Raw genomic sequence first — 12,777 nt, 5'->3', positions numbered from 1 at the left:
CGTCATGAATATCGAACAAGGTTGAGGTCGCGATTGCATTCATGCTCAGGAACCTTACCAATCAGGCCTGCATAGTTCATGGAAAGGTTGCCGATCCTCTTCGCACGCATCCTGATTTCGGCGCTGGTCCTGCTGCCTCTCACGGCATGCGGAATCTATCTTTATTCTCCGCCCAAATCCCTTGATCTGCTCAACAACCTCTTTCCCGGTGACCGGGACGTGGAACGGGTTGCGGCCGGCGCATCTTTCGCGCCGGGCCTGGGTCTGGACGTCTGGCGAAAGGGAACGGACAAGGCTGGACCCCGGCCCGTGCTGATATTCTTCTACGGCGGTTCGTGGGTGAAAGGCCAGCGCGGGGATTATGGGTTCGTGGCGAAGGCCTATGCCGCGCGCGGATTTGTCGTCGTGATCCCCGACTATCGCAAAGTTCCCTCGGTTCACTTTCCCGCCTATATCGAGGATGGGGCGGCGGCCATGCGCTGGGTGCAGGATCATATCGCGCAATATGGTGGCGATCCCCGGCAGATCATTCTCGCGGGCCATTCGGCAGGGGGCTATATCGCCATGATGCTGGCGCTCGATCGCCATTATCTGAACGAGGCAGGTGCGGACCCCCATGGCATTCGGGCTGTCATCGGGCTGGCGGGTCCCTATGATTTCTATCCGTTCGATTCCCAGCGCGCGATCGATGCGATGGGTACTGCCCCCGACCCGCGCGCGACACAGCCGATCAGCTTTGCGCGCCGTGACGCCCCGCCATTGCTGCTGGTGACCGGAACCGAGGACAAGGACGTCAAGCCGCGCAACGCGATTGCCCTGAATGCAAGGGAGCGGGCGCTCGGAAACCGGACTACCGTTTTGCAGAACTATGTCGGCATGAATCACGCCGATATCGTCATGGCGCTTTCCAAGCCGTTCCGCGGGAAAGCCCCGGTTCTCGATGACAGCGTCCGCTTCATCGAGCAGGCGTTGAAAGCGGATCCCGCTTCAAAAGCTGCCCGGGATTTTTGACCTGCATTATCCTTCAGGCGGGCGAAATCGTAGTCCTGCTTTCCAGTCGTCAGAACGGGATTTCCTCGCCTTCGAAATCGAACGGCTTGCCGCTGTCGGGGACCTTCAACCCCTCGATGACATCCAACAACTGGAGCGCGGCGCGCTCCGGGTCGAACAGTCGCCCAGACTGGACATTGCCCTGGAAAGGACGCGACAGCGCGGTGTCGACCGTGCCGGTCGTGTTGACGGCATAGACTTGGGCCAGCCAATCCGGGGCCAGATCGCGCAACGCCTTTTCGGGGCCTTGGCCGTCCGCACGAAGCAGTCCGGTCGCAATGATGACCAAGGTTAGCGGCGAACGCGATGCTGGCCTCGTCGAGCAGGTCGAGATGCTCGACCCCGCCACGCGATCGCGCGAAATCTCAAACATATCCCCCCTACGAAGAAATAGAAGATCCGTGGCCATGAAGCGTCAGCACGAGTCAGATCGACGGGAGCGCGTTCGTACCCCGCAATCTGGCGATCTTGAGATCAGGGAGATTTTTTGCTAACGGCTTCCGCTTCAACGCTAAACCGATCTTGCATTTGCAGGGTTAGGTGCACCATCGATATTGAACGTCCAAGGATAAACATTGCCTTCTTATAAAGCACCCTCGTTCCAAGACCGTATTGCCGCAGCAGGATCAGCCAAACAGAAGGCCCTGGATGCGCTGAGAGCCAAGCCGCCCGTGGACGAGGCACTTATGGCGGAGCGACGCCGAGCGCGCGAAGCTAAGGATCAAGCTATCGCCATCGAGCGGGCTGCCAAGGCCGAGGCTGCTGCTTTAGCCAAAGCTCAAAAGGCAGAACGCAAAGCGGCCGAGCTGGCGGCAGAAGCCGAAAAACAGGCCGCCGCAGAGGCCGCGGCAGCACTCAAGGCCGCCAGGCTGACGCCTGCCAGCGCCGCTGAAATGAAGGCTGCGCGCGATGCGCGCTACGCTGCGCGCAAAGCTCGAAATAAATAGCTGATGCTGGCGCTGGCGTGCCAGCATGCCTCATACAGGGTGACCGATAGCATGGGACGAGCCCGACGCACATCGTCTGGAACGAGTCGCTCGGGGCAGCGTATCGACACCGAGCATCCAACCGAATTTCGGAGCAGAATATGGCCGACTTGTATCAGAAAGCATTGGAGTCGGAACGCCGAAGCCTGTGGGCCGAATGCAGGCTGAAAGGTCTTGCAAAGGATACTCCGGAGCGCATCCGTATAGCGGAACTGGACGGATTGCTTGCAAAGCATAAAGCCAAGAAAGGCGGCGAATCTGCTCCATCCATGTGAATAAGCCTGCAATGTTGACCCCGGTTCTGGGGTGATAGGCGTCCAAAGTTGACCCCCTGAACGATTGCGGTTCACGCTCTTGCACTTTGCTGCGGGAGCGGGTGGGAGATGCTGATCGTGGAGACGGTAGCGCGCATCCGGCGCGAGTTTTTCGTCAAGGGCAAGTCGATCAAGGAGATCGTGCGGGACCTTCCCAGGCGGGACGCCCACGGCTGGCCAATAGGCGAATGTCGGGTTTGGAGCGGAGATGCAGGGATAACGGCCGTTCACATGGCTTCGGCTACCGGCCCTAGTCGCCGTTGGCATCGACTGTGAAAATCATCGTTTTGCCTCGTGACGCGGGAACCCATCCTGCCAATAATGCCGCCCGCACGCCCCTTGCGGCAATCGTGTCATTGATGTGGGAACGCCCTTTCGGCAATCCTTTCATCAGGCGCTTGGGCGTGGGAAATTCTAGTACCGCCTCGCGCGGCATGTCTTGTTGACGCAATGACACCGTCATGCCCTTCCAGCCATCGCCAGAGGATAGCTGAGGCTCGCTCAGGAGTTCCCAATCATATTTGGATCCGTCGATTTCGACTGTGCCGCCATGGCTGCGGATATTGGACATGGCACGGTCCTAGCATGCCGATGCCGGCATTTCACCCCTTTCACTGATGGTGAAGCGTTTTCTGGAACCCCTCATTCGCCTTGGTCATCTTCGCCAGCCTCCTGAGGTGGCTGCGAACATGCCGCTCGAACCGTATATCGTCATGGATGCTCCTCGCCGGATATTCGTCCTGGCCAATGAGTTCCTTGAGGCGCCTGGCGAACGCGGCCTGTTCCTGCGTGCAATCACCATGCTGGAGCGCGCGGCAAACCCACTCCTCGGCAGCAGCCTTGTCATAATCGTCCCGCGCCTCATAGCCGCGCCGGTCCGCCGCCGCCTGATCCAGCCTTGACGCCGCGAACCGGCGTTCAAGCCATATGCGGACCTGTTCTCCATCCCACGGTTTCAACGGATCCGTCATCGCTGTTTCCCATTCCAGTTTTCGGCCCAATTTTCAGCCCAGTTTTCCGCAAAGCGCAGATTTATGCACTTGCCCATGTGATGCCGCCGTTCGCATCGCTATAGCGCAAACATAATCAAGGCAGTTAGATCGATCCATGGCCCGCAAGCGTTCGAAACACGACCCCTATGACCATCTCCCGCAGGAAGACGAGGCTCCAGAAGCGCCCGTGCACTGCTGGCTATGCGGTCGACCTACCGGCAAGACCATCGTGTGGCATCACCCCATACCCAAGAGCCGCGGCGGGCGCGACGTCGTGCCGATGCACTCCATCTGCCAGCAGACATTGATTGCCAATTTCACTAATTCCGAACTTCAACGCCACGGGATGGAGGTGGCGGGCCTGCTGGAAAATCCAAATGTACGCAAATTCGTCGACTGGGTGGCGAAGAAGGATCCGGACTTCACGGCGACCATTACGAAGAAGCAACGCTGACCGGGCTGACCGTCGGTGCGACAGTCACTCATTCGACGACAGGCTTTCATGACCTCCTGGACCCAGGGCCAGTCAGAGTCATGGATCGACTGGTTGCCCAGGGCATGCCTGCTTCCAGGAGCCGCAACAACGCAATCGGACGGCGAGACGTGGCGCGTGGCGGACGGGAAACCGGTGCTGGCTCCCCGCAGACGCGACGAGCCAGCCGACATCAAATTTCTGTGCCTTCCGCCAGAGTCAGGGCGTCCTCCACATCTACGCCGAGGTATCTGACCGTGCTCTCGATCTTCGTATGTCCCAGCAGGGTCTGGACTGCGCGAAGGTTCCCTGCGATCAGAACTGCTTGCTTGCACTTAGACGTGCGGTCCCGAGCTTGCTGTTGGATGAGATCGCGGCACCGAAATCGAAGCCCAGCTTCCATCCGGCATCAAGATCCAGACCGCTGCCGATTTCCAGCTGGATCTGATCGCGCGACCAGCGATGGCTGTCGATCGAATAGGTCAGTCCCGCCAGATCGGCATAGTCGAGCAACTGTGTTCCGCCGCCGCTGAACTCATGCCGCCAATCGATCCGTCCGCGTGGTTTCGCAACGCCGATCGGTGTCGACACCGAGGTGTCGGCACGCCCGCCAAGCACGGCGGCGAATGATTGCACGGTTCGCTTACCGAAGCTCAGATTGTAAAGCCCGGCGCCCTGTTCGGCATAGGCATTGAGCCGCGATGAGAGATATTCCATGCGTCCGTAGGACGACCAGTTCCAGCGCTTGGACGTGCGATCGATGCCCGCCGCAAGGGAGCCGAAGATCATTGAGCCATCCCGGCTACCGACCGCGATATTGTTGTCGGCAGCCGCGACGACGCGTCGCGTCTTGAGATCGAGATCGCCGATGCCGAACACGCTGTCGAGGAAGGCGCCGTCGATCGGCTGGACACTTCCATAGATCGCGCCGATCCAGCTTTCGGCGTCGAGACGGCCCGCCCCGCCGCCGACTTTCGAGCGCTCATTGCCATAGCCGGCGCCGATGCCGAGCGTCGCATTCTCCGCAAGCTTGACGTCGACACCAGCGCTCAGGCCGGCGGAGCTGATGGTCATCCGGGCACGACGGCTCGTCGCATTTTGCGAGCCTACCAGGATGGCGCCACCGGTCCATATCTCGGCGGATCCGATCCGGCGTGGGCCGCCTTCGCCCCCCTCGGTTTCGCCGGGAACAGCATTGGCGACTTCCCGCGCCTCAGGGCTGGTGGCATGACCCACCTTCGCCGCAAGCTCTGGCGGGATATCGGGATCGACTGCATAACGACGGGAATAGCCCGGCAGACCAGATACGAGGCGGACATCCATCTGCCCTCTGGAGCCTGAGCCGTTGCCGTGCAGCCGCTCCGTGCGGCGGCTGAAATTGGCGATCTGCGCCGATGCGAACCTGCGTGAAGCCTCCGCCTGCGCGTCGCTCAGGGCGCGCACGACCCGATCGGCCGACGGATCGGGCCGCGCGGCGACCGTGATCGTGGCGGTCGCGGCTGCCGATGTGCCGTAGATGTTGCTGAGCGTGTAGGTGACGACGGCGGTGCCTGCGAAGCGGCCGAGCGGCGTGACGAGCAGCTTATAGGTTCGTGCGGACGACGTGCCGCCCTCGACGAGGCTGGCCGTAACCGATTGGGCCGGGCTGATCGACAGGATCGCTGCTCCGGTGAACGGGCCTTCCGTGGCGGCTCCGGTCAGGTCGATCGTCACCGGTTGCCCAACGAGTGTGGCGGCGGTCACCGCAGCCGCCGTAGGTACATTGCCGACGACAGTGACCTCGACCGTGGCCGGAGAGGAGGCTCCCCCCGGGCCGATCGCAACGAAGGTGAAGCTGTCCGTGCCTACGAAACCCGCATTGGGCGTATAGGTGGCCTCGAATTGCGGGCGAGCGGCTGCCGTGGCGTGATCCGAAACCGACGCGGCCCGCGCGAACGACACCTGCGAGATCACCACCTGCCCGTGCGAGGGGGGCGTAGCGATCCGGATGTCGGTGAAGTTGCCGGAAACCAGGCTCGACAGATTGACGTTCACCGTGTCGCTGCTTGTAGTGGTCGCGGCACTGACCGTGGCTCCCGGAGCGTCGCTTGCGACAGGCGCCGGTGGCGGGGCGATCGACAGGCTGTAGTCACGGCTTGCCATGAAGGGACCGGTGCCGGCAGAGCTGTCCGTAACCATCACCGTGAAGTCGAAACTGCCATGCTCGGTCGGCGTACCCGCCAGCACGCCACTGGCGGCGAGGCTGAGTCCGGTGGGCAGCGCGCCTGTCGTCACCGCATAGCTGTAAGGCGCGGCGCCGCCGGTGGCCGACAGGTTCTGATTGTAGGCGACGCCCTGCTGGCCTGCGGCCAGGCTTGCCGGGTCGAACGCCACGGTCGCGGGGGCGACAGTCAGGCTTACCGTCCCGGACCGGTCGCGGTGTAGGTGAAGCTGTCCGTGCCCGAATATCCTGACGCGGGGGTATAGCTGATTGACGTGCCCGATGCGGTCGCGGTGCCGTGCGGAGGCGCGGAGGCCACCGTGACGCTCGTCACGGGGCCGGACAAGGCAAGTGCAATGGGGTTCCCGCTGGAGCCATAAGCGATTGAAGCCGATACGGCGCCGGCCCCCGGAACCTGCGGATCGACCACGAGCGAATAATCTCGCGTCGCCACGAACGGCCCTGTGCCGGTGGACGCATCGGTTGCCTGCACCCTGAAGCTGAAGCTGCCGAACTCGGTCGCCGTTCCTGCCAGCAGCCCGGCAGTCGAAAGGGTGATACCCTGAGGCAAGGCGCCCGATGCCAGCGAAAAGCCATGGGGCGCCGTGCCGCCGGTCGCGCTGAGCTGCTGGCTGTAAGCGGTGCCCTGCGTTGCCGCCGGGAGCATGTTCGGGCCGATCGCCAGCGCAGGCGAGGAGACATTGATGCTGATGGTGGCCGGCGTCGATGCGCTGCCGCCGTTCTGAACTGTATAGGTGAAGCTGTCCGGCCCGGCATAGCCAGCTTGCGGTGTGTAGCTGATCGACGCACCTGATGCGCTGGCGAGGCCGTGCGCAGGTTGGGTGACGGTGATTCCGGTCGACGCACCCGTGATCGAGGGCGTTATCGCGGTGGCACCCGCGCCATAGGCTATCGTCGCCGAGATCGCATTGGCCGTCGGGACCGGAGCGGGCGCGATCGTGAGGCTATAAGCCTGTGATGCGGTGAAGGGTCCGCTGCCGGTCGAGCTGTCGGTCGCGGTCACGGTGAAGCTGAAGCTGCCGTTGGCACTGGGCGTACCTGACAGCGTTCCGTTGGCGGCAAGCGCGAGACCGGCAGGCAGACTGCCCGACGTCACAGAATAGCTGTAGGGGACCAGACCACCGCTGGCAGTCAGACTCTGGCTGTAGGTGGCGAGTTCCTCGCCCGAGGGCAGGCTGCCTGGTGTGAGGGCAAGCGTCGGCACGGCGACCGTGATGGTAACGGTGGCGGGCGGCGAGGTGCCGCCGTCATTCGTCGCGGTATAGGTGAAGCTGTCGGGACCCGCGTACCCGGCCGCTGGCGTATAGTTGATCGACGTGCCTGATGCCGTGGCGGTGCCGTGGGCGGCCGAGGTGCCGACCGCGACCGAAGACACCGATCCGGCGATTGACAGGGTAATGGCGTTGTTCGACGATCCATAGGCCACGGTGGCCGATACGCCGGACGCTGCCGGAACATTGGGCGCCGCCACCGTCAACACATAGGGGCGCGATACCGTGAAGGGTCCCGTGCCGGTCGAGCTGTCCGTTGCCGTCACCGTGAAGTTGAAGCTGCCGTTGACGCTGGGTGTCCCGGAAAGCGTGCCGTTGGAGGCGAGGGTGAAACCGGCTGGCAGCGCTCCCGCCGTCACCCCATAGCTATATGGCGCAGCGCCGTTGGATGCCGTCAGGCTCTGGCTGTAGGCGGCGTCCTGCTGCGCAGCGGGGAGCGATGCCGGTGCGAGCGACAGCGTGGGCGCGGAGACCGTGATGGTGACGGTGGCAGGCGTCGAGGTGCCGCCTGAACTCGTTGCCGTATAGGTGAAGCTATCCGACCCGGCATAACCCGCTTGGGGCGTGTAGCTGATCGAGGTGCCGGATGCCGTCGCCGTGCCGTGGCTCGCCTGGGTGGCGACCGCGACTGAACTGGCCGAACCGGTGATCGACAAGGTGATCGCGTCGTTCGACGACCCATAGGCGACCGTCTCTGAGACAGGCGCTACAGTCGGAACGGGCTGGGGCGCGACCGTCAGCGCGTAGGCGCGACTGCCGGTGAAGGGGCCGGTACCGGTCGAGCTGTCGGTCGCGGTGACGGTGAAGTTGAAACTACCGTAAACGCTCGGCGTGCCCGAGAGCGTACCGTCAGATGCGAGCGCAAGGCCGCTCGGCAATGCGCCTGCAGTCACCGCATAGCTGTAAGGTCCGGTCCCGCCGCTTGCCGATATGGACTGGCTGTAGCTCGCGCCGTCGGTTGCGGCGGGCAGCGTCGTCTGGCTGATGGAGATGGTAGGCGCATTAATGGTGAGCGAATAGGCTCGGCTGCCCGTATAGGGTCCGGTGCCGGTGGAACTGTCGATCGCGGTGACGGTGAAGTTGTACGTGCCGCCTGCGGTCGGTGTACCGGACAGCGTGCCGTCGGACGCGAGCGTCAGGCCTGCGGGGAGCGCGCCTGCGGTGATCGCATAGCTATAGGGCGCTGTGCCGCCGGTCGCCGATACCGATTGGCTGTAGCTCGCCCCGGTTGTCCCAGTGGAAAGCGTCGTTGGCGCAACCGTTACGGTCGGCGCGTTGACGGTGAGCGAATAAGCTCGGCTGCCCGTATAGGGACCTGTGCCGGTGGAACTGTCGGTCGCGGTGACGGTGAAGTTGTACGTGCCACCCGCGGTCGGCGTGCCTGAGAGCGTTCCGTCCGAGGCGAGCGAAAGACCCGACGGCAATGCTCCAGCTGTCACGGCGTAGGTATAGGCGGCGGTTCCGCCGCTCGCCGAGATCGCCTGACTATAACTGGATCCCGTCGTTGCGGCTGACAGGGTTGTCGGGCTGACCGCGATGGTGGGCGCGTTGACGGTAAGCGTATAAGCCTGGCTCGCATTATATGGACCCGCTCCACCGGAACTGTCCGTCGCCGTCACCGTCAAATTGAATGTGCCACCCGCTGTCGGCGTGCCGGAAAGCGTTCCGTCGGAGGCAAGCGTGAGGCCGGCCGGTAAGGCGCCAGCGGTTACCGCATAGCTGTAGGGCGCAGTGCCCCCAGAGGCGCTGATAGTCTGGTTGTAGCTTGAGCCCACGGTGGCGGCCGACAGCGAGGAAGGGCTGATCGTCACTGCGATGTAGGTGAAGTCATCCGAAGCCGTGTTGCCGCTGGTTCCCGCCGAGGTCGTGACAGCAATGTCCACCGCGCCGGCGGCGTGGGCGGGCGCGGTGGCGGTGATCTGCGTGGCGCCGTTGACGGTGAAGCTGGATGCGGCGGTGCCCCCGAACGTCACGCTGGTCGCACCTGTGAAGTTCGTGCCTGTAAGGGTGACGGAGGTTCCCCCCGCGGTCGGACCACTGGAGGGACTGACGTTGGTCAACGTGGGGACCGCAGAGGTGACGGTGATCGAAGTCGATGAGGAATCGTTGCTGGTGACGGCTTGGAAGCCGCCAGAGGCGGAAAAGGAGACGACCTTGGGTGAGGTTGCATTCGATGCGAAGCTTGCCGTCACCGTGATGGCCGGATAGCTGGACGAAGCGGCCAGGCTGTCCGAACGGGTACAGGCAAGCGTGCCGAGAACACAGCTCCAGCCCGTGCCGCTGATGGCCGTCGCAGTCACCCCGGACGGCGCTGAAAAACTCGCGGTGACAGTGCTGTTGGTCGGAGCCGCGCCGGAATTGGTCGCCGTGCCGGTGAATGTGTAACCGGTAGCGCCCTGGGTAGTGGCGCCCGAGTTCGTCATGGAAGTGGTAAGGTCGGGGCTGTTGAAGCTGATGTTGACGACGATGGTGTCGCCGAAATTGTCACCATCCATTATGAAGCTGTCGGTCGTGTAGCCGGCGGCTGCATCGGTATTGGTGTAGATGATCCGACGGTTTCGTCCCGACGTGCCTACGGGCTCGCGCGTAAGCGTACCGTGGGTCGCTGCAGTATTGGTGCTGACGGCGATAGTGATGTTGCACGCCGATCCGCTGTTCGATCCGGTGAAGTCGATCAGGATGGAGCTGCCGCGATTGATCGTCTTGTTGACGGTGCAGACCACGGCCGCCTCGGCTGGCGTTACCAGAAATGGGAGCGCGAACAGGCATAATGTCGCTGCCACGATCGAGGTAAAGCGTATCCCCGATCGACAAAGATACCGCCAGGTTCGGGCCGGGCTGAACCACAACGACCGCGGATCAATCCCACGAAGCAATCCAGCGCATGAAGCGATCGCCTGCCGCGCAAACGGCAAATGAGCTGCTATCAACAATCCGTCCCCCCCCTCACCGGCAAAAGTGCCGATGTCCCGCCGCGAGAAGTAGAAGAGGAAGATTAATGTTCAGTAACCATTATATTTTTAGAATCGTGCACAGAGACTTGCCAACGCGCCAAGAATGCCGAGGCCTCGTCCGTCAAACAGGCAACTCACAGCCCCAGTCTGAAGCGAATTGCGCTGCCGACATCGGCGTCAGCCATGGCGATATGCCCGGGCTGGCGACGCATGAACAAATTGCCGTCAATCCAACCGCCGAAGAATGCCCGGCCATAGGTGATTTCAGCATCAATCTCGCGCCCGCTTGGAACGAACGAAAGACGCGTCCTGCTGCTTGTCACCTTACCCGTTGCGTACTCATAAGCGGTAGGAAGCAGGAGGCTGAAACCTCCGCCGACCACCCGCAATGGCTGAGCCAGTCGAAAATTGAGCCGGTCACGGCGCTCCAGCACGCCGGTTTTGAAAAATCCCATACTATAGGCGGCGGTCGTGAAGGCTCCGCCGCCGAAGTGCGTCCAGCCACGGCGCAAGCTCAGGCCGGCGCTGAGGCCGTCATTGAAATCGCGGCGCGCCTCAGCGTCCACGAACCAGCTATCTGAGCCTTCGCCTCCCAGCGCTTGGCTCATTCGACCACCAAGCACCGTCTGTTTTTCCTCGAGCCTGCTGATGGCCAGTGACAGTGACATGTCGATGTGGCGCTTGTCGAATGCTACGCTCGATATGCGATAAGAAGGCGCGCGGATGCCGGTTCGGATCAGGTTCCATACGGTGCCCTGCTCGCTCGACAAGGTCATTCCCATGCGGCCAATCTCACGCCGCATCGCGACACTTCCGTCATGGCTGGCAATGAACCCGGGGTCGCTTACGATGTCGCGCGCGATCAGGAAACCGTCGCCAGATGATCCAGCCAACTGCCGCTCGAGTTCCTTCGAGCTTCGACCGAAGCCAATCGCAAAACCGGTCCGATCATCCACCCGCGCCATGGCAGAGGCGGCCACCAACCGCGACGTGCGGGCATCTTCCGGCCCGATGCCGATCCGATCGCGTTGAAATGCTGGAAAAAGCCCGCTTCGCTGATTCCAGTTCATGGACAGGGCGAAGGCGCCAGCCGCCAGCGTAGAACTGTGCAGGCCGACGCGAAGGGACGACGCCAGCTGCTGAACAGGTCGCGACCTTGCCAGCGTCGAGGACAGATTGATGATAAATGCCCGCGAATAACTGTCCAGGACCACAGCTCCCATCGATCCCTGACCGCCATCGCCGGCAGCGGCCGGAAGTTGTCCATTGCTCCCCAGCGAAACCGCGGCGACGCTTCCGGCCAAGGTAGTGGAACCGATCGGCTGAAAGGCGCGAGCAATGTTCAGTCGACCTTTGCCGAAGGTCGGGTCGGTACCTGATGCGCCCAGGTCGTCCGCGCTGCGGAACAGAATATCGATGATCTGCGCACTGGTGAGATTAGGAAATGCCTGAGCCATCAAGGCCACCGCTCCCGAGATCACCGGAGCCGAGAAGCTTGTTCCTGAATAATAATAAGCTGCTCCGGTCTGATTGATGGTCCGGTCACGATAGCCAAGAGCAGTCAGATAATGATCGGCGCCGTTCCCGGCGCGATTGGAAAAGGTTGAAAGCAGATCCAGATTGGTGCCGCCACTACCATCATCGACCCCCGCCGAACCTGCTATGATGACATTGCCAAGCTGTTGTGCGGGATAAAGAGCAAAACCGTCAGGATTGTCACCTTCGGGCGTCTCGCCGCCATTGCCGGCGGAGATCACCAATATGATCCCGGCCTGAGTCGCTCGACTCATCGCCTCCATGACCCTGCTGTTGGGTGTCTCGCCGCCGAGCGACAGATTGACAACCCGAGCGCCTGCCACTCGTGCAGCATCAATCCCCCTGGCGATCGCCTCGTCACCGAACACGCAACCGTCTGAACCAGAGCAACTGCCCGGTGTGTCCGCGCGTAAACTGACTATGGTTGCATTGAATGCGACGCCATGCATTCCCAGGCTGTTCTTAGCCGCCGCGGCCACCGCCGCCACGGCGGTGCCGTGACCATCCTCGTCCGAGACTCCGCGGTTTCCCGCGACGTCGTCGCTGGCAGCATCAATACGCCCGGAAAACTCCGACAGTGCCGAATTGATGCCGCTATCAACAAACGCCAGCTTGATGCCTTGGCCGGAGGCGCCAGCCTCATAAGCGGTGATCGCGCCAGCAGCTGAGGCGGCGTTCGAAAGGCGATATTCCGGCGTATCGAAATTGGCCCTGCCCGGCGGCGACACCGGAACGGAAACTGGCGCAGTCGGAACCGTAGTGGTCGATGGCGGCGGCGGAGTCGAGTTGGTCCCCCCGCCGCCACCGCAGGCCGACAGTGCGAGCAGGAGCGGCAAGGCCAACCCGCCAAAATACTTATTCCGCACCGATTAAGCTCCGCTGGGACAAATGAAAATTTTCCTGCCTGCCGCTTAGCTGAGATGGTTAAAAATTCACTTAAGCAAGTGAGGTGATGCCGGAATCGGACAAGGTATAATGCTC

At 62.4% G+C, this 12,777-nt stretch carries 9 protein-coding genes and 2 pseudogenes; 4 read left to right on the top strand and 7 right to left on the bottom strand.

All coding sequences use genetic code 11. The annotated features are described in order from the left end of the window. Positions 1 to 78 precede the first annotated feature (78 nt). Positions 79 to 1,011 carry an alpha/beta hydrolase gene (locus RUH75_RS11085; protein ID WP_313805785.1) on the top strand — a complete coding sequence of 311 codons (933 nt, stop codon included), beginning with the start codon at positions 79 to 81 and terminating at the stop codon, positions 1,009 to 1,011. Between the two features lie 49 nt (positions 1,012 to 1,060). On the opposite strand, the pseudogene RUH75_RS11080 reads toward RUH75_RS11085, so the two are convergent. Next, a pseudogene (locus tag RUH75_RS11080) lies at positions 1,061 to 1,412 on the bottom strand (short-chain dehydrogenase); the annotation flags it as partial. Positions 1,413 to 1,625: 213 nt separating this feature from the next. Between RUH75_RS11080 and RUH75_RS11075 the strand changes: the two are divergent. Beyond that, complete coding sequence (locus tag RUH75_RS11075) at positions 1,626 to 1,997, top strand: DUF6481 family protein (RefSeq protein ID WP_313805783.1); 372 nt, start codon at positions 1,626 to 1,628, stop codon at positions 1,995 to 1,997. A gap of 140 nt (positions 1,998 to 2,137) precedes the next feature. Beyond that, positions 2,138 to 2,311, top strand: a complete 174-nt coding sequence (locus RUH75_RS11070) for a hypothetical protein (RefSeq protein WP_313805781.1) — start codon at positions 2,138 to 2,140, stop codon at positions 2,309 to 2,311. A gap of 289 nt (positions 2,312 to 2,600) precedes the next feature. Here the strand turns inward: RUH75_RS11070 and RUH75_RS11065 are convergent, their stop codons facing one another. Then, positions 2,601 to 2,921, bottom strand: a complete 321-nt coding sequence (locus RUH75_RS11065; RefSeq protein WP_313805779.1) for a hypothetical protein — start codon at positions 2,919 to 2,921, stop codon at positions 2,601 to 2,603. Between the two features lie 40 nt (positions 2,922 to 2,961). Then, positions 2,962 to 3,321 carry a hypothetical protein gene (locus RUH75_RS11060; protein ID WP_313805777.1) on the bottom strand — a complete coding sequence of 120 codons (360 nt, stop codon included), beginning with the start codon at positions 3,319 to 3,321 and terminating at the stop codon, positions 2,962 to 2,964. Between the two features lie 136 nt (positions 3,322 to 3,457). Between RUH75_RS11060 and RUH75_RS11055 the strand changes: the two genes are divergently transcribed. Further along, positions 3,458 to 3,796: a hypothetical protein gene (locus RUH75_RS11055; protein ID WP_313805776.1), complete on the top strand. Its 339-nt coding sequence runs from the start codon at positions 3,458 to 3,460 to the stop codon at positions 3,794 to 3,796. A 211-nt stretch (positions 3,797 to 4,007) separates the two neighbouring features. Here RUH75_RS11055 and RUH75_RS11050 read toward each other — a convergent pair. The 4 genes and pseudogenes from RUH75_RS11050 to RUH75_RS11035 form a co-directional block, all read right to left on the bottom strand. Then, positions 4,008 to 4,127, bottom strand: a pseudogene (locus tag RUH75_RS11050) (integrase); the annotation flags it as partial. A 2-nt stretch (positions 4,128 to 4,129) separates the two neighbouring features. Next, positions 4,130 to 6,187, bottom strand: a complete 2,058-nt coding sequence (locus RUH75_RS11045) for an autotransporter domain-containing protein (RefSeq protein WP_313805774.1) — start codon at positions 6,185 to 6,187, stop codon at positions 4,130 to 4,132. A gap of 23 nt (positions 6,188 to 6,210) precedes the next feature. Next, entirely contained in the window at positions 6,211 to 10,089 is a 3,879-nt protein-coding gene (locus RUH75_RS11040) for a beta strand repeat-containing protein (protein ID WP_313805772.1), read from the bottom strand. Positions 10,090 to 10,394: 305 nt separating this feature from the next. Continuing rightward, a complete protein-coding gene (locus RUH75_RS11035; protein WP_313805770.1) occupies positions 10,395 to 12,662 on the bottom strand; it encodes a S8 family peptidase in 2,268 nt (755 codons plus the stop codon). Positions 12,663 to 12,777 lie beyond the last annotated feature (115 nt).

The sequence above is a fragment of the Sphingobium sp. genome (assembly GCF_032153725.1).
Taxonomy (GTDB): domain Bacteria; phylum Pseudomonadota; class Alphaproteobacteria; order Sphingomonadales; family Sphingomonadaceae; genus Sphingobium.
Note: the sequence above shows the minus strand (reverse complement) of the source record. Positions and strands in the feature narration are given on the sequence as shown.